The organism is Stenotrophomonas sp. VV52 (assembly GCF_002893095.1).
Lineage (GTDB): Bacteria > Pseudomonadota > Gammaproteobacteria > Xanthomonadales > Xanthomonadaceae > Stenotrophomonas > Stenotrophomonas aracearum.
The window spans coordinates 34,542-52,841 of record NZ_PKQQ01000012.1 but is presented as its reverse complement, the minus strand read 5'-3'; the positions used below and the strand labels follow the sequence as shown (position 1 = coordinate 52,841).

General features: G+C 65.4%; 17 protein-coding genes. 11 read left to right on the top strand and 6 right to left on the bottom strand.

The window, feature by feature from the left end; translation table 11 throughout:
• Positions 1-65 precede the first annotated feature (65 nt).
• Positions 66-2,825, bottom strand: a complete 2,760-nt coding sequence (locus C2U58_RS17010) for a TonB-dependent receptor (RefSeq protein WP_102946936.1) — start codon at positions 2,823-2,825, stop codon at positions 66-68.
• 266 nt (positions 2,826-3,091) lie between these two features.
• Here C2U58_RS17010 and C2U58_RS17005 point away from each other — a divergent pair, with 266 nt between their 5' ends.
• The 3 genes from C2U58_RS17005 to C2U58_RS16995 are packed head-to-tail and all read left to right on the top strand — an operon-like array spanning position 3,092 to position 5,166.
• Complete coding sequence (locus C2U58_RS17005) at positions 3,092-4,114, top strand: sugar kinase (RefSeq protein WP_172448183.1); 1,023 nt, start codon at positions 3,092-3,094, stop codon at positions 4,112-4,114.
• On the top strand, positions 4,101-4,739 hold the full coding sequence (gene eda / locus C2U58_RS17000) for a bifunctional 4-hydroxy-2-oxoglutarate aldolase/2-dehydro-3-deoxy-phosphogluconate aldolase (protein WP_102946934.1): 639 nt from the start codon (positions 4,101-4,103) through the stop codon (positions 4,737-4,739). The genes C2U58_RS17005 and eda overlap by 14 nt, the downstream gene beginning before the upstream one ends.
• Positions 4,740-4,782: 43 nt before the next feature.
• The gene (locus C2U58_RS16995; RefSeq protein ID WP_070208677.1) at positions 4,783-5,166 is read left to right on the top strand and encodes a hypothetical protein; all 384 of its coding nucleotides are present in this window, start codon (positions 4,783-4,785) and stop codon (positions 5,164-5,166) included.
• Positions 5,167-5,267: 101 nt separating this feature from the next.
• On the opposite strand, the gene ligD is transcribed toward C2U58_RS16995, so the two are convergent.
• The 3 genes from ligD to C2U58_RS16980 all read right to left on the bottom strand — a co-directional run bounded on the left by ligD (position 5,268) and on the right by C2U58_RS16980 (position 9,314).
• Entirely contained in the window at positions 5,268-7,844 is a 2,577-nt protein-coding gene (gene ligD, locus C2U58_RS16990; protein WP_102946933.1) for a DNA ligase D, read from the bottom strand.
• Between the two features lie 6 nt (positions 7,845-7,850).
• Positions 7,851-8,813: a Ku protein gene (locus C2U58_RS16985; protein ID WP_102946932.1), complete on the bottom strand. Its 963-nt coding sequence runs from the start codon at positions 8,811-8,813 to the stop codon at positions 7,851-7,853.
• Between the two features lie 102 nt (positions 8,814-8,915).
• A complete protein-coding gene (locus C2U58_RS16980) occupies positions 8,916-9,314 on the bottom strand; it encodes a hypothetical protein (RefSeq protein WP_102946931.1) in 399 nt (132 codons plus the stop codon).
• A 179-nt stretch (positions 9,315-9,493) separates the two neighbouring features.
• Between C2U58_RS16980 and C2U58_RS16975 the strand changes: the two genes are divergently transcribed.
• The gene (locus C2U58_RS16975; RefSeq protein ID WP_102946984.1) at positions 9,494-9,820 is read left to right on the top strand and encodes a hypothetical protein; all 327 of its coding nucleotides are present in this window, start codon (positions 9,494-9,496) and stop codon (positions 9,818-9,820) included.
• Between the two features lie 48 nt (positions 9,821-9,868).
• Here C2U58_RS16975 and C2U58_RS16970 read toward each other — a convergent pair whose 3' ends face one another.
• Positions 9,869-12,004: a TonB-dependent receptor gene (locus C2U58_RS16970; RefSeq protein ID WP_102946983.1), complete on the bottom strand. Its 2,136-nt coding sequence runs from the start codon at positions 12,002-12,004 to the stop codon at positions 9,869-9,871.
• A gap of 133 nt (positions 12,005-12,137) precedes the next feature.
• Here C2U58_RS16970 and C2U58_RS16965 point away from each other — a divergent pair, with 133 nt between their 5' ends.
• The 4 genes from C2U58_RS16965 (at position 12,138) to C2U58_RS16950 (ending at position 15,998) form a co-directional block, all read left to right on the top strand.
• Positions 12,138-13,340 carry an amino acid aminotransferase gene (locus C2U58_RS16965; RefSeq protein WP_102946930.1) on the top strand — a complete coding sequence of 401 codons (1,203 nt, stop codon included), beginning with the start codon at positions 12,138-12,140 and terminating at the stop codon, positions 13,338-13,340.
• Positions 13,341-13,547: 207 nt separating this feature from the next.
• Positions 13,548-14,561 (top strand): class 1 fructose-bisphosphatase, encoded by a 1,014-nt coding sequence (locus C2U58_RS16960; RefSeq protein ID WP_102946929.1) that lies wholly within the window; start codon positions 13,548-13,550, stop codon positions 14,559-14,561.
• A gap of 87 nt (positions 14,562-14,648) precedes the next feature.
• The gene (locus C2U58_RS16955) at positions 14,649-15,359 is read left to right on the top strand and encodes a 2OG-Fe(II) oxygenase (protein ID WP_102946928.1); all 711 of its coding nucleotides are present in this window, start codon (positions 14,649-14,651) and stop codon (positions 15,357-15,359) included.
• A 327-nt stretch (positions 15,360-15,686) separates the two neighbouring features.
• On the top strand, positions 15,687-15,998 hold the full coding sequence (locus C2U58_RS16950) for a SymE family type I addiction module toxin (protein WP_102946927.1): 312 nt from the start codon (positions 15,687-15,689) through the stop codon (positions 15,996-15,998).
• A gap of 13 nt (positions 15,999-16,011) precedes the next feature.
• Here the strand turns inward: C2U58_RS16950 and C2U58_RS16945 are convergent, their stop codons facing one another.
• Positions 16,012-16,380: a DUF5329 domain-containing protein gene (locus C2U58_RS16945; protein ID WP_102946926.1), complete on the bottom strand. Its 369-nt coding sequence runs from the start codon at positions 16,378-16,380 to the stop codon at positions 16,012-16,014.
• 327 nt (positions 16,381-16,707) lie between these two features.
• Here C2U58_RS16945 and C2U58_RS16940 point away from each other — a divergent pair, with 327 nt between their 5' ends.
• From C2U58_RS16940 to C2U58_RS16930, 3 genes are all read left to right on the top strand, one after another.
• On the top strand, positions 16,708-17,109 hold the full coding sequence (locus C2U58_RS16940) for a hypothetical protein (protein WP_146033493.1): 402 nt from the start codon (positions 16,708-16,710) through the stop codon (positions 17,107-17,109).
• Positions 17,110-17,197: 88 nt separating this feature from the next.
• The gene (locus C2U58_RS16935) at positions 17,198-17,527 is read left to right on the top strand and encodes a hypothetical protein (RefSeq protein WP_102946924.1); all 330 of its coding nucleotides are present in this window, start codon (positions 17,198-17,200) and stop codon (positions 17,525-17,527) included.
• A 30-nt stretch (positions 17,528-17,557) separates the two neighbouring features.
• Positions 17,558-18,175 (top strand): CPBP family glutamic-type intramembrane protease, encoded by a 618-nt coding sequence (locus C2U58_RS16930; protein ID WP_102946923.1) that lies wholly within the window; start codon positions 17,558-17,560, stop codon positions 18,173-18,175.
• Positions 18,176-18,300 lie beyond the last annotated feature (125 nt).

Sequence of the window (18,300 nt, the reverse complement as noted above, 5' to 3'; positions counted from 1 at the left end):
AGCAGTGCGGCATCTTGCGCCGCAACAGCGGCGTGGTTGCCCACGCCGCTGCCGGTTACGCGCACTCAGAACTTGTAACGAACGCCCAGCTGGTACTGCCGGCCGGTTTCGGTGTACTGCAGCGGCAGGCGACCGGTGGCCGGCGAGTACACCCACTCGTCGCTGGCTTCGTTGGTCAGGTTCATGCCTTCCAGGCTCAGCTCCAGCTTGTCGTTGATCGCGTAGCGGATCGACGCATCGATGAAGGTGGTGCCGGTCATGCCGTGGGTACCGTCCACGTTGAAGCCTGCTTCGGTGCCGGGCACCTGGGTCAGGTAATCGTCGCGGTTGGTGGCCGAAACGCGGCCGGACCAGACGGTGCCTTCATAGAACAGCGTGGCGTTCCAGGACGACTTGGACAGACCGGTCAGGTCGGCCTTCATTACCGGCTGGCCGCTGGAGTTGATGTACTGGATCTGCGACTCGACCCAGGTGTAGTTCAACTGGATGCCCAGGTTCGACCAGTTGCCCGGCAGGAAGGTGAACGGCTGGATGTAGTTCGCTTCCACGCCGTGCAGTTCGCCACCCGGGGTGTTGACCGGCTTGGTGTAGGTGAAGTCATCCGACGGTGAGGCGCCGGTACCGATCAGCAGCGAGTCGGGCAGGCCGCTGGCGCTGTACGGCGCCACTTCGCGGGTGGTCTGCACGAAGCTTTCGATGTCCTTGTAGAACAGGCCGATGCCGGCCATCGCGCCTTCGGAGAAGTACCACTCGAAGCCCAGGTCCACGTTCTTGGCGCGGATCGGGTCCAGGTACGGGTTGCCGCTGGAGATGGTGCGCGCACCGCCGGCTACGGCCACGGTGGCGCCCGGGGTCAGGCTGCCCAGGCCCGGGCGGCTCATCACCTTGGCCGCACCGAGGCGGATCAGGAAGTCCGGGGTGATTTCCGCGACCAGGTTGAACGAGGGCAGGGTGTCGTCGTACTCACGATCCACCGTGGTTGCCACGGTGCCGGTGGCCAGCGTGGAAAGACCGGTGGAGCTCTGCTTGGTCTTTACATAGCGCACGCCGAAGTTGCCCGAGAACGGAATGCTGCCCAGTTCGGTGGAGAACTCGCCCATCAGGTAGCCGCCACTGTCTTCTTCTTCCACGCTGCGCGAGTTGTTGGCGCGCGGGGCGACGGCGAAGGTACCGCTGTTGCTGTAGATGTCGAACTGGTCGGCAATGGCGTCCAGGTTCGGCACCACCCACTGGTCAGGCGTACCGGTGATGCCCTTCAGGCCGGACTGCTGGGTCATGTCCACCGGCACGATCTTGGTGCCGTTGGGGAAGTTCGGCACGGCCAGCTCGCTGGCGCGGCGCAGTTCCACGGTGTCGAAGGTGTAGTTCTTGGCCAGGATGCCGCCCTTCAGGCGGAAGCCCGGGCTCAGGTTCCAGTTGAAGTCGATCTGGCCGGTGTCGAAGTCGTTGTCCACGTACTGCGGACGCAGGCGGATTTCCGCCAGTTCCCAGCCGACCGGGTTGGTCGGGTCGATACCGTAGTTCAGCTTCGGGAAACGGCTGTTGCCACGGTAGTCGTAGCTGTAACCGTCCACATCGTACTTATCCATGATGATGGTGGTCTGGATCGGGTTCTCGTGCTTGGAGCGCGAGATGCCGACCTTGCCGGACAAGGTGAAGTCGTCGCCGAAACGGTGCTGGCCGTTCAGGGCGATCTGCTTGAACTCGGTGCTCCACTCGTCGTGGCGGTTTTCGGTGCGGATGTCGACGTTGTCGAATTCACCGTAGACCAGCGCGTTGTTCTCGATCACGCCGTCCTTGACGATCATCGCCGGCTTGCCGACCAGGCGCGGGGTGGTGCTGGTGCCGCGGCTGAAGGAAATGGCTTCGATGTAGTGCTCGTCGCGCTTGGCGTCGATCTTCGAGTACAGCGTGTCCAGCGAGATCTCGGTGGCGTCGGTCGGCTTCCACTGCAGGGTGCCGGTCACGCCCAGGCGCTTCTGCTCGTGTTCCATCTGCACGTAACGCGGGAAGCGCGGGTGGTACACGCTGGCAGAACGCGCCTGGGTGAACGGCGACGCCGCATTGAAGTTGCCGTTGCTCGGGCCGTTGGCCCAGCGGCCGGTGTTGGAGCCTTCTTCCAGCGCCTGGCGCTCGGAGTAGGCCACCGACAGCAGCGCGCCGAAGGTGCCATCAGCCCAGGTGTTGGAGATCAGCGCGGCCACGCGCGGGTCAGCCTTTTCGGCCATCGCGTTGTAGCTGGCCTGGCCGCTGGCGGCGAAGGTGAAGCCGTCGTAGTCGAACGGGCGCGCGGTGCGCAGGTCGACGGTGGCACCCAGCGAGCCTTCTTCCACGTCGGCCGAGGCGGTCTTGCGCACCAGCAGCTGCGAGAACAGGTCCGAGGCGAACACGTTGAAGTCGAAGCCGCGGCCGCGGTTGGTGCCGCCGCTCTGGTCGCCGGCGCCGACCGTGGTCAGCGCTTCCATGCCGTTGATGCGTACGCGGGTGAAGTCCGGGCCCAGGCCGCGCACCGAGATGTTGCGGCCTTCGCCGGCTTCGCGGGTGATGACCACGCCGGGTACGCGCTGCAGCGACTCGGCCAGGTTCAGATCGGGGAACTTGCCGATGTCTTCGGCGACGATGGCATCTACCACGCCGGCTTCGCCGCGCTTGATGTCCAGCGCCTTCTCGACGCTGGCGCGGTAGCCGGTGACGGTGACGGTGTCCAGGTCGGTGGCCGAAGCCGGGGCCGGGTCCTGCGCCAGGGTGGTTCCGCTCAGCGCCAGGCCGATCGACAGGGCGAGCAAGGTAACCGGTGTCTTTTTATGGATGTTTCGATATTGCATGTTTTCCCTCTCCCAAGGTGCTACATGAAACAGCTATCCGGCGACATGTCAGTGCAATGACACCGCTGGTCAGAGCCGACGTTAACAGTCCGTTGGGAATCGAGCATCTTGCACCGCAACAGACTTGAAATGTCCCGTAGACGCCTGCGGGACAAAGGTTTCTGCCCACCGAACCGGTGGACGGAGCGCGCCACACCGCTAGAATGACACCGCTAGCCATTGCGATTCGGGGCCTGTCCCCGGGTCATGACCACCACGAAGGATCCATCGCCATGAGTCGTGTTGTCTGTTTCGGGGAGTTGTTGCTGCGCATGAGCGCGCCTGGCCGTGAACTGCTGCTGCAGACGCCGCAGCTGGCGGTACACGCCGGCGGCGCGGAGGCCAACGTCGGTGTGTCGCTGGCCCACTTCGGCCACAGCGTGCAGATGGTCAGCACGCTGCCGGCCAACCCGCTGGGCCAGTACGTGGCAGGCGAACTGCGCCGGCACGGGGTGGACACCACCCATTTGCAGACCCGCCCGGGCCGCATGGGCGTGTACTTCCTCACCACCGGCGCGGTGCAGCGCGCCAGCGAAGTGGTCTACGACCGGGTGGACTCGGCATTTTCGCTGGGCCAGGCCAGCGACTACGACTGGGACACCCTGCTGCGCGGCGTGCAGTGGCTGCACCTTTCCGGGGTGAGCCCTGCGCTGAACCCGGCCATGGCCGACGCCACCCTGGTCGCCGCGCGCGCCGCCTGCGAGCGTGGCGTCAAGGTGTCCTTCGACGGCAACTTCCGGCCCTCGCTGTGGGCGCGCTGGGAAGGCGATGCGCCGGCCATCCTGCGGGAGCTGTTCGCCTGCGCCACGGTCGCCTTCGCCGACTACCGCGACATCGGCGTGGTGCTGGGCGGGCAGTTCGAACAGCCCGCGCTGGCCGAGCGCGTGGACGCTGCCGCCGTGCAGGCGTTCGCTGCGTTCCCGCGCCTGCAGTGGATGGCGTGCACGCAGCGCACCACCCATAGCGTGGACCACCATGCGCTGGGCGCGATGCTGCTGGGTCGCGACGGCACCCGCGCAGTGGCGCCCACGCGCGAGATGATCGGCATCGTGGACCGCATCGGCGGTGGCGATGCGTTCGCCGCCGGGATCCTGCATGGCATGATGCAGGGCTTCGAACCGGACGCGATCGTGCGTTTCGGCCTGGCTGCGGCCAGCCTGAAGCATTCGATCCCCGGTGATTTCAACCCCGTCAGTGAAGCTGACGTACTGGCCCTGACGGGCGAGGAGCGATTCGATGTCCGGCGCTGATCCCCGCGTACGCGCAGTATTGAAACTGGCCCCGGTGATTCCGGTGTACACCCCGGAGAGCGTGGACGAAGCCGTCCAGGTGGCCCAGGCCCTGTTCAACGGCGGCCTGCCGGTGATCGAGGTGACCCTGCGCACCGCCGTCGCGATGGACGCGATCCAGGCGATGGTGGAGGCCGTGCCGGACGCGGTGGTGGGCGCGGGCACGGTAGTGACCGCCGCGCAGATGGAAAAGGTGAAGGCCGTGGGCGGGCGGTTTGCAGTGGCGCCCGGCGCCACGCCGACGCTGTATGCCGCTGCACGCGACACCGACCTGCCGTTCCTGCCGGGCGTGGCGACCTCGTCGGAGCTGATGCTGGGCCTGGAACAGGGGCTCGATACCTTCAAGTTCTTCCCCGCAGTGCAGGCCGGTGGCATCGGCATGCTGCAGGCCTGGAACGGCCCGTTCGGCGACGTGCGCTTCTGTCCCACCGGCGGCATCAGCGCGCAGACCGCGCGCGACTTCCTGCACCTGCCCAACGTGCTGTGCGTGGGCGGTTCGTGGCTGACCACGCGTGCGCTGCTGCAGGCGAAGGACTGGGCGGGCATTGAAGGTCTGGCAAGGGCATCGGCTGCGCTGGTCGGCTGAGGCGCTCATAATGACGGCAGTGCCGCTGCCGTCTGTGTGACCCATGTCTGCTTTGTCGATCGCAAAAACCGTGGTGCTGTCCGTGTTGTCGGTGGTGGTGGCGCTGTTCGTTCTGGGCATGGTCAGCGGCATCGCCGGCTGGACCGCGCCGTGGGTGGGACTGGGCGACAGCCAGCTGCGGCTGGCGTGGGACCTGGCCTGGACCATCCTCGGGGGGGTGGCGGCCACGGCATTCGCTGCGCGCTATGCGCCGAATGCACCGTACGTGCATGGCGGGGTGGTGTGGTTTCTGATCGCCGGCGCGTCCGCGTTTGCGGCGTGGGACCTGGGCAACGACTTCCCGTTCTGGTTCGTGGTGACGCTGCTGGTGTCGCTGCCGGTGCAGGCAGTTGGGATCTGGATTGGGGCGCGCTATCGGCCTCGGTAGCATTCCGTGGAGCCGGCCGGCGGCCGGCACTACGCAGCAGCGGCCGCGCGACACGCCGTAGTGCCGGCCGCCGGCCGGCTCCACGCGATGCGAACACCGCATCACACCGTCGGCAACACCTGATCCACGTCTTCGATCCCTTCCCAGGGATCGGCTTTCAGCCGCTGCGCCCGCTGCAGCGCCTTCGGCAACGGGAAGGCATCGGCGGCAGTGATCCTGCCCAGCTCCTCCCAGCGCAGCGGCACCGCAACGCCCGCTGACGGCCGTGCGCGCAACGACCACGAACACACACTCGTTGCGCCACGCGCATTGCGCAGCCAGTCGATGAAGATCACGCCGTTGCGCTTGGCCTTGCTCATGGTGGCCACGTAGCGCTCCGGCGCGTGCTCGGCCATGGCCTGCGCGAATGATTCGCAGAAGTCCTTGGCCTGCGCCCAGTCCGCCCTGGGCTTCAACGGCACCACCACGTGCACGCCCTTGCCGCCAGAGAGACGCACGAAACTTTCGAGTCCCACTTCCTGCAGCCGCGCACGGATGTCACGGGCGGCCGCCTTGATCGCGGTCCAGGTCACGCCTTCGCCCGGATCCAGGTCGAACACCAGCCGGTCCGGATGTTCCGGGTCGTCCACCGTGGCGCCCCACGGATGCAGCTCCAGGGTGTTCATCTGCACCAGTTGCAGCAGCCCTTCCACATCTTCGACGTACAGGTAGTCCTCGCGCCCGCTCTTCTGCTGCAGCGGTATCGCCTGCACGGCGTCGCCCAGGCCGGTGCCGTGGTGCTTCTGGAAGAAACACTGCTTGTCCACGCCATCGGGGCAGCGCAGCAGCGACAGCGGGCGGCGCGCCACTTCCGGCAGGATCCATCGCGCCATCTGCCGGTAGTAGTCGGCCACGTCGCCTTTGGTGAGCTTGGCCTTGGCGAAGACCACGCGTTCGGGATGGCTGATGGCTACATCCGCAACCTCAGCGCCAACCGACTTGGCTCCTGCGCGTGATTTCGCTGGAGCGACCTTCGTAACCGGGGCTTTCGTTCTGCTGCCTACACCGGTCGCCGCGTTCGTCGCCCCAGCGCCCAGGTCCTTGGCAGTCTTGTCTTCGCGCAGACGCTTGAAACTGGCCTGGCGCAGCAACCCTTCCTTGGCCCAGCCCCGGAACGCGACTTCGGCCACCAACGTGGGCTTCACCCAATGCACGCTGCTGGCCTTGAACGGCACGTGCGAAGGCAGGGCCACCGCCGCCTTGTCGGTCGCCAGCGCCTTGAGCTGCTTGTGCATGGCCGCCAGCTTCGCATCGTCGAAGCCGGTTCCCACGCGGCCTACGTAACGCAGGCCGCTTTTATCGGGGGCGGCCATCAGCAGCGAGCCGAATCCACTGCGCGATCCCTTCGGATCGGTGTAGCCCACGATCAGGAACTCGTCGGTGTTCTCGTGTTTCACTTTCACCCATGTCGGCGAGCGCGCGTTGACATACGCCGCGTCCACCCGCTTGCTGACGATACCTTCAAACCCCGCAGCGCCGCTGGCGGCAAACACCTCCGGGCCATGGTCCAGCACATGGTCGCTGTAGGCCAGGGTGCCAGGCACATCGCCCAGCAGGTCCTTCAGCAGCTCCTTGCGATCCAGCAGCGGGGAGCGGCTGATGTCCACGCCCGCGATACCGGGCATGTCGAAGACCACATAGCGCAGCGGCTGCTTGCTGGTGCCGTCGATGACCTTCTGCAACGCGGTGAAGTCACTACGGCCATCGGCATCCAGCACCACCAGTTCGCCATCCAGGCGCAGGTCAGTGACCGGCAGGGCGGTGATGGCCTGGACCACTTCGGGGAAATCATTGTTCCAGTTCAATCCACCGCGCGAGCGCAGCGAGACCACGCCCTCGCTAACGTCGGCCAGCAGGCGGTAACCGTCCCATTTGATCTCGTGCAGCCAGGCATCGCCATTGGGCGCACTGTCACGGTGGTCGGTGAGCTGCGGCTTGAAGTCGTGGGGGTAGGGCTTTTCGCGTGCCTGTTCGAGTTGCAGCGCGCGCTTGGCCCAGCGCGCGTCCGCATTGCGGCGGGACGCCGGTTTCGAGGTCCGGGTCGTGGTGGTCTTCGTGGTCTTCGTTGCAACTTTTGAGGTCGTCGAGGTTCTCGTGGATCGAGTGGTCTTCGTCTTCGCCACGGGTTCCTCCAGCAGTGCGTCGGCATCGGCATCCCGCGCCTCGCCGTCATCGCGCTTGATCAGCAGCCATTGGTGCTGGCGGCCTTTCATCGCGGTGCGTACCAGCTTCCAGCCACCGTTGAGCCGGGTGCCATGCAGCACGAAGTCCAGTTTTCCGGCGGCGATCGCCTCCAGCGGGTCGCCCTCGCAGGCCCAGGTGCCGTGGTCGAACACGTCCACGTGCCCGGCCCCGTAATGGCCCTTCGGAATGTCACCTTCAAACGTGGCATAGGAAATGGGGTGATCTTCCACCTCCACCGCCAGCCGCTTCTCGCCCACGCGCAGGGACGGACCCTTCGGCACCGCCCAGCTCTTCAGCACGCCGTCGGCTTCCAGCCGGAAGTCGTAATGCCGCGAGCTGGCATGGTGCAGCTGCACCACGAAGATCGGGCGGCGTGCCGTGGCGCCCTGCGGGTCATGGTCCGGCTCCGGTGTTTCTCCGAAGCGGCGCTTGCGGCGGTATTCCTGCAGCGACATGGTGGGTTATCCCGCCTTGCGCGTCGGGGCGCGTTTGGCGGCCGCCTTTTTCGTGGCCTTGGTTGCCTTGGTGGCCTTGCTCGCGGACTTGGTGGCCTTGGCTGCCTTTTTGGCCGGCTTGGCCTTCTTCACCACCTTCGAGACGGCCGCGCTCTTCTTGGCCGGAGTGCGTTTCTTGGCATCCAGGCTCTTCTGCAGCAGCGACATGAAGTCCACTACGTTGGTAGCGGCATCTTCACGCGGGGCCGGCTCGTCTTCCACCGTGGTGGTACCGCCCTTGGACTTGATGCGCTTGGTCAGCAGGGTCTGCAGGCGCTCGCGGAACTCATCGTGGTAGTCGTCCGGCTTCCACTCGCCCGACATCGACTCGATCAGCTGCTCGGCCATCGCGGTTTCCTTGCTGCTGATCCGGTAGTCGGCCAGCGAGCCCGTGGGGAGCTTGTGTTCTTCCGGATCCACCAGTTCCTGCGGATAGCGCAGGATCATCAGGACCAGGGCATCTTCATTCGGCATCACCGCACACAGGTATTCGCGGGTGCGCACCACCACGCGCGCAATGCCGACCTTGCCGGTGCTGCGCAGGGTCTCGCGCAGCAGCACGTAGCCTTTCTCGGCCTTCTTGCCGGGTACCAGCAGGTAGGGTTTCTCGTAATAGCGCGGATCGATCTGGGATGCGTCGACGAAGGTTTCCACTTCCACCGTTTCATGGCTTTCCGGCGCGGCGGACTTTATGTCGCTCTCTTCCAGTACGACATAACTGCCCTTGTCGTACTCGTAGGCCTTGACGATATCCTTCCACGGCACTTCTTCGCCGGTGTCCGCATTCACCCGCTCGAAGCGGATCGGCTTTTTGTCGCGCGAATCGAGCATGCGGAACTGCAGGTCGACCTTGCGCTCGCCCGACATGAGCGAGACCGGCACGTTCAACAGCCCGAATGACAGGGTTCCGGTCCAGATCGGTCGGGCCATGGCGGCGCCACTCCAGTGCAGAGAGAGGCGCCAGCTTTAGCTCGGGGGGCGTGAAACGGTTGTGGTGGGGCTGTGTATCGAGTGTGTCTGGCACCGCGTGGGTTACTGCAGGGCGCCGTGGACGGCTGCTGCGGGCATGTGGTCGAGGGCCATCCAGGCGTCTTCCACGATGGCGCGCGCCTGCGACCAGCCGAGTCGCGACTGGCCACGCATCTGCTCCCAATGTTCGGCCAGCTCGCCGTCGGTGTCGTCGTCGTCGCCACGCGGCCAGTCGGCGTAGTGGGTGGTCAGCGCGAAGGTGTAGGCCGGGTACAGGTCTTTCCAGCTGCGCCTTCCCTGACTGCGGCGACGCTCGTAGTCGTTGCGCATGTACTGCAGGTAGTCCTGCGCCACCGCTTCGGGCTCTTCAGCGCGCGGGCGGCGGCCCCGCCGCGCACTCCGGTCCGGCTGCAGGTAGGCGTTGAACAGCACGGGGGCGTTGCGGCGATCCAGGCGGGGCATGACACGTCTCCGGCGAGGGTGGGGCTGGCAGGAATAGCCCCGGCGCCGTTATCCAGCCGTGACAGATGCGTTGTGGTGGTCTTGGCATTGCTTCACGTCGGCCATCCACCCGTGGTGCGTATGCTTTTTCCGCACGGCATCGGGCCGTGTTTCACCCTTTGTTTGTGGAGCCCATCACCATGCCACGCGATCCCCTGCGCGAAGCCACACCCCCGGTTCCCGGCGAACAGCGCGCCAAACATGACCTGCAGGACGCCGAAGACCGCGGCGCCGGCATGTCGCCTTCCGAAGCCCCCGAATACCTGCGCACCGGCGTCGACGAGGTCCACGCCTCGCGCGACCGCAAGGATCCTTCCGGCCAGCCGAACGCTGACTGCGAGGAACATCCGCACCACCGCGCCGCGCGCAAGGCGCATGAGAGCGACAACCAGGACGAGGCGCTGGAGGAGACATTCCCCGCCAGCGATCCTACGTCGCCGTTTGTACCGGCCAAGATTCCGAAGTGAATGCGAGCCTCCGGAACGGCACGACCAACGGTCGTGCCCTGCCGGAAATTACAGCCAGGCCCACTGCACGCCCACGCTGTAACGGCGGTCCGGGCCCGGCTCGAAGTAGCGCTGGTTGCCGTCGTTGACGATGACCGAACCGATGTAGCGCTGATCCAGCACGTTATCGACCCGCGCAAATACCCGCAGCGCGCCCTGCGCCGTGGTCCAGCGACGCGCTGCCTCCAGGTTGAGCAGTGCGTAGCCCGGCGCACTGTCCTTGGCGAGATCGTTGACCACCGTATCGCTCGAGGCCACCACCTCGCCCGCCCACTGCCACGCGCCTGGCTGGTACTGCAGGCGGCCGAACCACTGCTGCTCCGGCACGCCCGGCAGGCGTGAGCCGGCTGGCACGGTGGTGTTCGGGGTGGCGCAGCCGGTACTGGCGCAGACCAGATATGGCTCGCGCACCGTCGCCTCGAGATAGGTGTAGGCGAGGCTGGCCTCCAGCTCAGCGCTGATCGGGTAGAGCAGGCTGGCTTCCAGCCCCTGGCGACGGGTGCGCCCGATGTTGCGGTAGGTGCTGCGCCCGTTGGTGTTGCTGGCCACGGCCAGCTCGTCATCGGTATCGGCGCGGAACACAGCGGCCTCGAACGCAGCGCCGCCGCTGCCGCGCCACTTGGTGCCCAGCTCCAGGTTCCGGCTGCGCGCCGCCGACAGGTTCAGCGCCAGCCCGGGCGCGCCGTCGGCCCGGTAGCCCAGCTCGTTGAAGGTGGGCGTTTCAAATCCGCGCCCGGCCGAGGCATACACCCGCCATGCGTCGCTGGCATGGAACACCACGCCCGCTACCGGGGTGGTGGCCGAGTAGTCGCGCGCGCCGCTGTCGTCCGGGTTGCGCGCGGTAACGTAATGGTCGTTGGAGCGGAAGCGCACCTCGCTGTGGCGCACGCCGAGCAGCAGCGACCAGCGCGGCGCCCACTGCCAGAACGCCTGCGCGAACTGGTCCACGTTGCGCACCCGGTCGCTCTGGTCGCGCCGCAGCGCGCCGCGCACGCCCAGCTCGGACCCCACGAAATTCTCGTAACCGCGCCGATCCTGCTGCTGTTGGTCGGCATTGGCGCCGATCACCACTTCCAGCGGCCGCCCCGCCCAGTCGCCCTGCCAGCCCCAGCGCAGGTCCAGCCCACCGTAGCCTCCCTCCAGGTCGATCACCCCACCGGCATGCAGCGGGTTGGCCTGCGGCCCTGGCGGGATGGCCAGGTACTGCTCCACGCTGCGCTGCCCGGCATAGCCCATGGCGCGCCAGGTCTGCGCGCCTTCGGTGCGGGTGAACACCAGTCCGGCCTGGGCCTGGCGCGCGGATTTGCGGGTGTTGTACTGGGTGGCCACGGCCGTGGCCTGCCGAGGATCCTGCCGCACCTGCTCGCGGGTGAGGCCCAGCGGGTCCTGCGCGTCGGGCGAATCGAAGTAGTTCAGCACCAGGTCCAGCGTGCCACCGGCCACGTCCGTGCCCAGCCGCGCGTTGACCGACTCGCGCCGCGCGGCGCTGTGGTCGCGCCAGCCGTCGGTGCGGAAATGGTTGGCCGCCACGTTGTAGCGCACCGGCCCCTGTTCGCCGCGCAGCTGCGCGCCGGTGCTGAGGGTGCCGTCGCTGCCGCCGGCCATCCGCACCCGCCAGGGGTCCCCGGCCTGCCCGTCGGCGCTCCAGATCTGCACCACGCCGCCCGAGGAGTTGCCGTACAGCGCCGAGAACGGCCCGCGCAGCACCTCCACCCGCTGTGCCGAGAGCATGCTGGCATGGGACAGCTGGCCCTGGCCGTCGGGCATGGTGGCCGGCACCCCGTCCACCAGCACCCGCACGCCGCGCACGCCGAACGTGGAACGCGCGCCAAACCCGCGGATCGACAGCTGGGTGTCCTGGGCCAGGTTCTGGCGATCGCGCGCCACCACGCCGGGCACCCCGCTCAAAGCGTCAGCGATCTGGGCCAGGTTTCCATTGGTTTCGTCATCCAGCCAGACCGTGCTGATCGACGCCGGCAGGTCCACGTCGGCCACCTGCTGGCCCCGCGCAGCCTGCACCTGAACCGTGGGCAGGCGCTCGATGGGGTCGGGCGGAGGCGCGCTGGCCTGGGCCTGTGCCAGGTTCGGCAGGGCGGTGGCCGAAAGCAGCGCACACGCGCGCGCCAGGGGGGTCAAACGAAAGATATTCAGAGGGGGCTCTCCGGAAAACAGGTACCGCACGACAGGGTACGGACTTCAACGTGACGGCAGGCGCCGCGCCCCCGCTGCGGCTTTGTTACGATGCGGTCCCCCCCTCCGTCATCGAAAGAGTACCGCCGTGTCCTTCTTTGCAAATGTGGAACTGGTCCCGGGCGACCCGATCCTGGGTCTGACCGAAGCGTACAACGCCGACAGCCGACCCACCAAGGTCAACCTGGGCGTGGGCATCTACTACGACGAAAGCGGCCGTATTCCGCTGCTTCGCGCCGTGAAGCAGATCGAGCAGCAGCTGGCCAACGAGGCCAAGCCGCGCGGCTACCTGCCCATCGACGGCCTGCCCGCCTACAACCAGGCCACCCGCGAACTGGTGTTCGGCAAAGACTCCCCGCTGCTGGCTGCCGGCCGCGTGGCGACCTCGCAGACCATCGGTGGCAGCGGCGCCCTGCGCGTGGGCGCGGACCTGCTGCACCGCCTGCTGCCGCACGCCACCATCGCCATCAGCAACCCCAGCTGGGAAAACCACCGCGCGGTGTTCGGCGCGGCCGGCTTCGAAGTGGTGGAATACAGCTACTTCGACCCGAAGACCCACGGCGTTGATTTCGACGCCATGGTGGCCGACCTGAACAAGCTGCAGCCGGGCACCGTGGTGCTGCTGCATGCCTGCTGCCACAACCCCACCGGCGCCGACCTCACCGTGGCCCAGTGGAAGCAGGTGGCCGAGCTGCTGAAGGAACGCCAGCTGTTCCCCTTCATCGACATGGCCTACCAGGGCTTCGACAAGGGCATCGAACAGGACGGCGCGGCCGTGCGCATCATTGCCGAGGCCGGCATCGACAGCTTCGTGGTCGCCAACTCGTACTCCAAGTCGTTCTCGCTGTACGGCGAACGCATTGGCGCGCTGTCGATCGTGGCGCCCACCGCTGACGCGGCCAAGGCCGTGCAGTCGCAGGTCAAGCGCATCATCCGCACCATCTACTCCAGCCCGTCCAACCACGGCGCTGCACTGGTGGCCGGCGTGCTGACCAGCCCCGAGCTGCGCCAGCTGTGGGAGCAGGAACTGACCGAAATGCGCGAGCGCATCCACGCCCTGCGCCATGGCCTGGTAGACAAGCTGGTGGCCGCCGGTGCACCGGAATTCGCCTTCATCAACGACCAGGCCGGCATGTTCTCGTACTCGGGCCTGAGCCGCCCGCAGGTGGACCGCCTGCGTGACGAGTACGGCATCTACGCCGTCGGCACCGGCCGCATCTGCGTGGCCGCGCTCAACCAGGGCAACCTGGAATACGTGGCCAAGGCCGTGGCGACCATCGCCAAAGGCTGAGCTTCGGCAAAAAGGTAATCCACGGGGGCCGCTGATGCGGCCCTCGTGCATTGACCGGTAGCGCCGGCCGCTGGCCGGCCCTCACGATCCGTCCCCAACCGATCCATTTGCGGCCACCGCTGTAACCGGTTACCGAAAACCGCGCCTCGTAAACCCGCCACCGACGGGCCACAATACGGCCCCCGAAATGTCTTTGGCAGCCATTCCATGTCCCGTACGTCGCTTACCCGGTACCTTATCGAAGAGCAGCACGCCGGCCGCATCAACGCTGACCTGCGCCAGCTCATTGCAGTGGTGGGCCGCGCCTGCACCAACATCTCCATCGCGGTCAGCAAGGGCGCGCTGGGTGGCGTACTTGGCGATGCAGGCACCGGCAACGTACAGGGCGAAGCGCAGAAGAAGCTGGACGTCATCAGCAACGAGATCCTGCTCGAAGCCAACGCCTGGGGCGGCCACCTCGCCGCCTGCGCCTCCGAGGAAATGGACCACTGTCAGCCGGTGCCGGACACCTACCCGCGCGGCGACTTCCTGCTCCTGTTCGATCCCCTGGACGGCAGCTCCAACATCGACGTGAACGTCTCCGTGGGCACCATCTTCTCGGTGCTGCGCAGCCCGGCCGGCACCGAACAGCCCACCGACGCCAGCTTCCTGCAGCCGGGCACTGCCCAGATCGCCGCCGGCTACTGCATCTACGGCCCCAGCACCCAGATGGTGCTGACCACCGGCCACGGCACCCACGCGTTCACCCTGGACCGTGAAACCGGCGAGTTCGTTCTGACCCAGCGCGGCATGCAGATTCCCGAAGACACCCAGGAATTCGCCATCAACATGTCCAACCAGCGCCACTGGGAAGCTCCCATGCAGGGCTACGTGCAGGACCTGCTGGCCGGCAAAGAAGGCGCGCGCGGCAAGAACTTCAACATGCGCTGGATCGCCAGCATGGTGGCGGACGTGCACCGCATCCTCACCCGCGGCGGCATCTTCATCTACCCGTGGGACAAGAAGGACCCGGGCAAGGCCGGCAAGCTGCGCCTGATGTACGAAGCCAACCCCATGGGCCTGCTGGTGGAACAGGCCGGCGGCGCCGCCACCACCGGCCGCGAGCGCATCCTGGATATCCAGCCGGACCAGCTGCACCAGCGCGTGCCGGTGTTCCTGGGTTCGCGCAACGAAGTGGCCGAAGCCACCCGTTACCACCGCGAACACGACGCGCAGGCCTGACCGCGCCACCCCGTTGCCACATGGCAACGGGGTGACACGTGCACCAACACAGGTCACCATCGGGCTCAAACGCCCACGGATGACCCCATGACGGCCGAAACACCGCGCGACTTCATCGAAGTAATCCACAACGCCATTCCCGCCGACGCCTGCGCCGCCATCCTGGCCCAGATGCGAGCCAGCGCACAGTTGGTGCCCGGCGAAGTTGGCAGCGGCGTCTTCCCGGAACTCAAGCACAGCAAGGATCTCCGCATCAGCGGCCGCCCGGAATGGCGCCAGGTGGAAATCCAGCTGCAGCAGGCAGTATTCAGCGGGGTTTTGAGTTATCTACGCCGTTATCCACAGGCGCTGATTTCCCCGCTCATGTTGCAGGTCCAAGACAACGATGGCAGCGCACGCCGCCTGCGTGCCGAAGATTTTCCCGGCATGGACGACAACGCGCTCTCCGAACTGGCCCGTACGTGCCTGCGCCCGGGCGCCATCAACCTGCAGTGGTACGCGGCAGGCGAAGGCGGCTACCCCTACTGGCATTGCGAGCTGTATCCGCGCGACTCCGCAGGAGAGACCCTGCATCGCCACCTGCTGTGGACGCTGTACCTCAATGACGAATTCGACGCGGGGGAAACCGAATTCCTGTTCCAGGAGCGGAAGATCGCGCCACGCACCGGCAGCCTGCTGATCGCGCCCACGGCCTTCACGCACACCCACCGGGGGAACCGCCCCGAGGGCGGGGACAAGTTCATTGCGACAAGCTGGATCCTGTTCCAGAACGCACAGAAGCTGTTTGGCGCTGGGTGAGAACTGCGACCGCGTTCACATGTGAATACAGCATTTTGGATGCTGCACGGGTCAGACGCGTCAATCAGTAGGCGCCGTCTATCGAAACGGAAAAATCAACAGAAACAAATGCTTTGTGTTTCCCGCTCGATCTCCGCAAGGTTCGCGCCGGAGCGCAAAAACTCCAAAGCAACCAAACTTGTGGATAACCCATGTCGGGAGGGCGGCTAATACAAGACCCTCCACGGGGGAATACGCCCGCCGATCGGTTGCTTTCGGTTTTTGACCTCCCGACGCCCTCGCCCTTACCGGCGAGGGCCATTCCCTGTTGGAATTGGAGGTACATCCATGAATGCGAACTTGAAGCAGGTTCACCCGGACGACAGCCGGCTCACTCCCCGCGACGAGACCTTGAAGGCCGTCCAGCTACGCAGCGTACGCGCCGTACCGCAGATCAACGCCCTCGACCGCGACGAGTACGGCCCCATCCCCTTCGTGATGATCCGCGGCGCCTGGCTGCGTGGCCTGGGGTTCGAGGTGGGGTCGGAGATCAGGATCGAGGGCAGGATCGACGAGATCACCGTGAGGCCGAACTGGCGCGATGCGCCGCCCGAAAATGCCAAAGTGCTCGCTGTGAGATACGGCGAGGTCGCGGACTGAGAGGAGCCCGGGTTCAGCGCGTCCGCAGCGCCTGCAGCCGCGCGCCAAACCACGACGCCGCAGTCTGCTCGGGCTGCCCCGGGCAGGCGATCCGGTAGGGCTTGCCGCTCATGCTGCTGCGGCTGGCCGCCCGCTCGATGAACTGCTCGGCGGTATCCACCTTGTCCTTCTTGAGCAGGTAGTCGTACTTGCGCTGCAGGTGCGCCCGGGCTTCGGCAGCATCGTGCCAGCTGCCGTTGCGCTGGAAGCGGCAGGTTGAACCGTCCAAGGCGCCGATCAAGGACTCGATTTCGCCGCGCGCCGCTTCGCTCGGCGCGGCTGTCGCACTGCCGGTGAGCGCCGTTTGAGCTATTGCCATGGCCAGGATCAATCTGATCTTCATCGGGTTAGCTCCGCCAGTCATACTTGAATCGGATAATGTGCTACTTCTCGCATCGCAAGTGAAGGATCACGCATGAAGCACAGCGAGAAGGGCCAGTGGTGACGGGGCAGAGCGTGCCTTACCGCAGCTACACGTTGGTGAAGCAGTTTGCCACTCCCCAGGGCTGTATAGCAGGGCTCTACCCGTTGTGAGTTATCGACCTCTTTGATCTGGTAAGTACAAATTCTGGGGCTTTTTCAAGTGACTGTATCGCTTCACCCCGCCAGGATGCTGGGCAACTGGACACACACAGATCCGAGCGTATGCGAGTTCCAGCATGGCTCAACCATGATCTACGTGGAGTACGACGCTGCCCATCCGATGGATCAGCAACTGAGCATCGCGCAGATCAGTGTAGATAGCGCTTTCGCTGACGTCAGTCACGCTTTGGCCAAAGCAGAGGAGGTCTCGTCGGCGAAGTATCCGGCGTTCTGGAGACAAGCACGTCGGATTGGTCTGCGACAAAGCCCTCTCGCAGTGTTTGCTGTTCGCTACCTGATTTCCGAGACGCTTCCCATGTACGAGATATCATGGAATCCGTCCTTCGAACCCGAGGAAGGTCTTGACTACTCTGACGAATGGATTGAAGAAGTGGTGCGTGTTGAGCTTCCAGAAGACTTGGATTTTATCCACATAGCTCGCATGGGCAACGGCCAGTTCCAACCGGTTGAGCGGATCAGGAAAAAGTAGCCTTCAGCAGCCCAGGCGGACCTGACAGCATTAATCGGCGTTTCTTGGGAATGGCCAAATTTTCAGAAGTGATCACAAGGAGCGTGGAATGAGTTGGTACACGATCGTCCAAGTGTCGAACGTCGGGGACGTAGAGGTTGCGTTCGAAACTGTGGAAGCCGAGGTTGCTTCTAACTTGAAGCGCGACGGTGTTCATCCGGACGTGCTCGATCAGCTGCGTAAATCCTTTGAACAGGGCGAGGCTAGCTGCAACCTACACCCCGCTTATCTCCAGACCCTTTTTGCAGAGATGGCCCCATTGGTTACCGATGGGATGCTGGAGGTGCGGTGTCTTGGTGAAGAGTTCAAGTCAACCTGGATCATGAGCATCAAGGAGGGGCGCGTTAGCTTCAGGGTTGGGCCTTGGGACGATGAATGATCCAGATCGACCTCTTCTGTGAGTCCTTCCGTGGCTTCATTCTGGCGGCCTGTCAGCAAACCCGAGAACAGGATCTTCGTCGCGGCCATCGCAACCATCGCCGTTGGCGCGGGACAGGGATTGCTCAACGCGTTCGACGTCTTCGGTTCGAAGGCGATGACGGAGCTGGCCGCCTTCCTGGTCTGCATGTGGCTGTTCCCCCGTGAGGAGCGCGCGGCATGGTCGGGGAAGCTTGTCCTGATCCTGGTTTCGCTTGGCCTTCTGGGCGGTGCTCTCTGGGTAGCGTTCGTAGGCTATCCGGACCGGCACAACCCGCAGTGGCTGACATGGGACAAGGTCCCGGTCGCCTACTACCTGCTTGGTCTGGTTACGGGCTGTATTGTCGCGCCCCTGTTCGAGGAAAAGGTGGTCAGGCACCTGCTGCGGTCCGGCTCTGCGCATTACCTCGGCAGATTCCTCGCTTCCCTGGGCGTTAGTGCCTTGTTCGCATGGGTCCACACCGATGCAATGGTGTCTGCCTTCCTCGTCTCGGTGGCCCTCTGCGCCAGCGTGTACTCATTCAAGCTGGATACCCTGCAGCGGGCGGTTATCCACGGGGTAATCAACCTGGTGATTACACACTGGGTTCCGGTCTATCCAAATCTGTAATCAGATAAAGGCCTGGGCCTATATCGCACCCGCCAGACAAAGTGCACAATCGCCCCGGGACCGGGCATGACGCCGGGTACGTTCCGCGCCATGTCCGGGGGGACCGCGCGGGGCACTACAACAGG

Bases quoted from the DNA above. Each gene is read 5' to 3' on its own strand.
- C2U58_RS17010 (WP_102946936.1), bottom strand. From the start codon at position 2,825: ATGCAATATCGAAACATCCATAAAAAGACACCGGTTACCTTGCTCGCC.
- eda (WP_102946934.1), top strand. From the start codon at position 4,101: ATGTCCGGCGCTGATCCCCGCGTACGCGCAGTATTGAAACTGGCCCCG.
- C2U58_RS16995 (WP_070208677.1), top strand. From the start codon at position 4,783: ATGTCTGCTTTGTCGATCGCAAAAACCGTGGTGCTGTCCGTGTTGTCG.
- ligD (WP_102946933.1), bottom strand. From the start codon at position 7,844: ATGTCGCTGCAGGAATACCGCCGCAAGCGCCGCTTCGGAGAAACACCG.
- C2U58_RS16985 (WP_102946932.1), bottom strand. From the start codon at position 8,813: ATGGCCCGACCGATCTGGACCGGAACCCTGTCATTCGGGCTGTTGAAC.
- C2U58_RS16980 (WP_102946931.1), bottom strand. From the start codon at position 9,314: ATGCCCCGCCTGGATCGCCGCAACGCCCCCGTGCTGTTCAACGCCTAC.
- C2U58_RS16975 (WP_102946984.1), top strand. From the start codon at position 9,494: ATGCCACGCGATCCCCTGCGCGAAGCCACACCCCCGGTTCCCGGCGAA.
- C2U58_RS16960 (WP_102946929.1), top strand. From the start codon at position 13,548: ATGTCCCGTACGTCGCTTACCCGGTACCTTATCGAAGAGCAGCACGCC.
- C2U58_RS16955 (WP_102946928.1), top strand. From the start codon at position 14,649: ATGACGGCCGAAACACCGCGCGACTTCATCGAAGTAATCCACAACGCC.
- C2U58_RS16950 (WP_102946927.1), top strand. From the start codon at position 15,687: ATGAATGCGAACTTGAAGCAGGTTCACCCGGACGACAGCCGGCTCACT.
- C2U58_RS16945 (WP_102946926.1), bottom strand. From the start codon at position 16,380: ATGAAGATCAGATTGATCCTGGCCATGGCAATAGCTCAAACGGCGCTC.
- C2U58_RS16940 (WP_146033493.1), top strand. From the start codon at position 16,708: ATGATCTACGTGGAGTACGACGCTGCCCATCCGATGGATCAGCAACTG.
- C2U58_RS16935 (WP_102946924.1), top strand. From the start codon at position 17,198: ATGAGTTGGTACACGATCGTCCAAGTGTCGAACGTCGGGGACGTAGAG.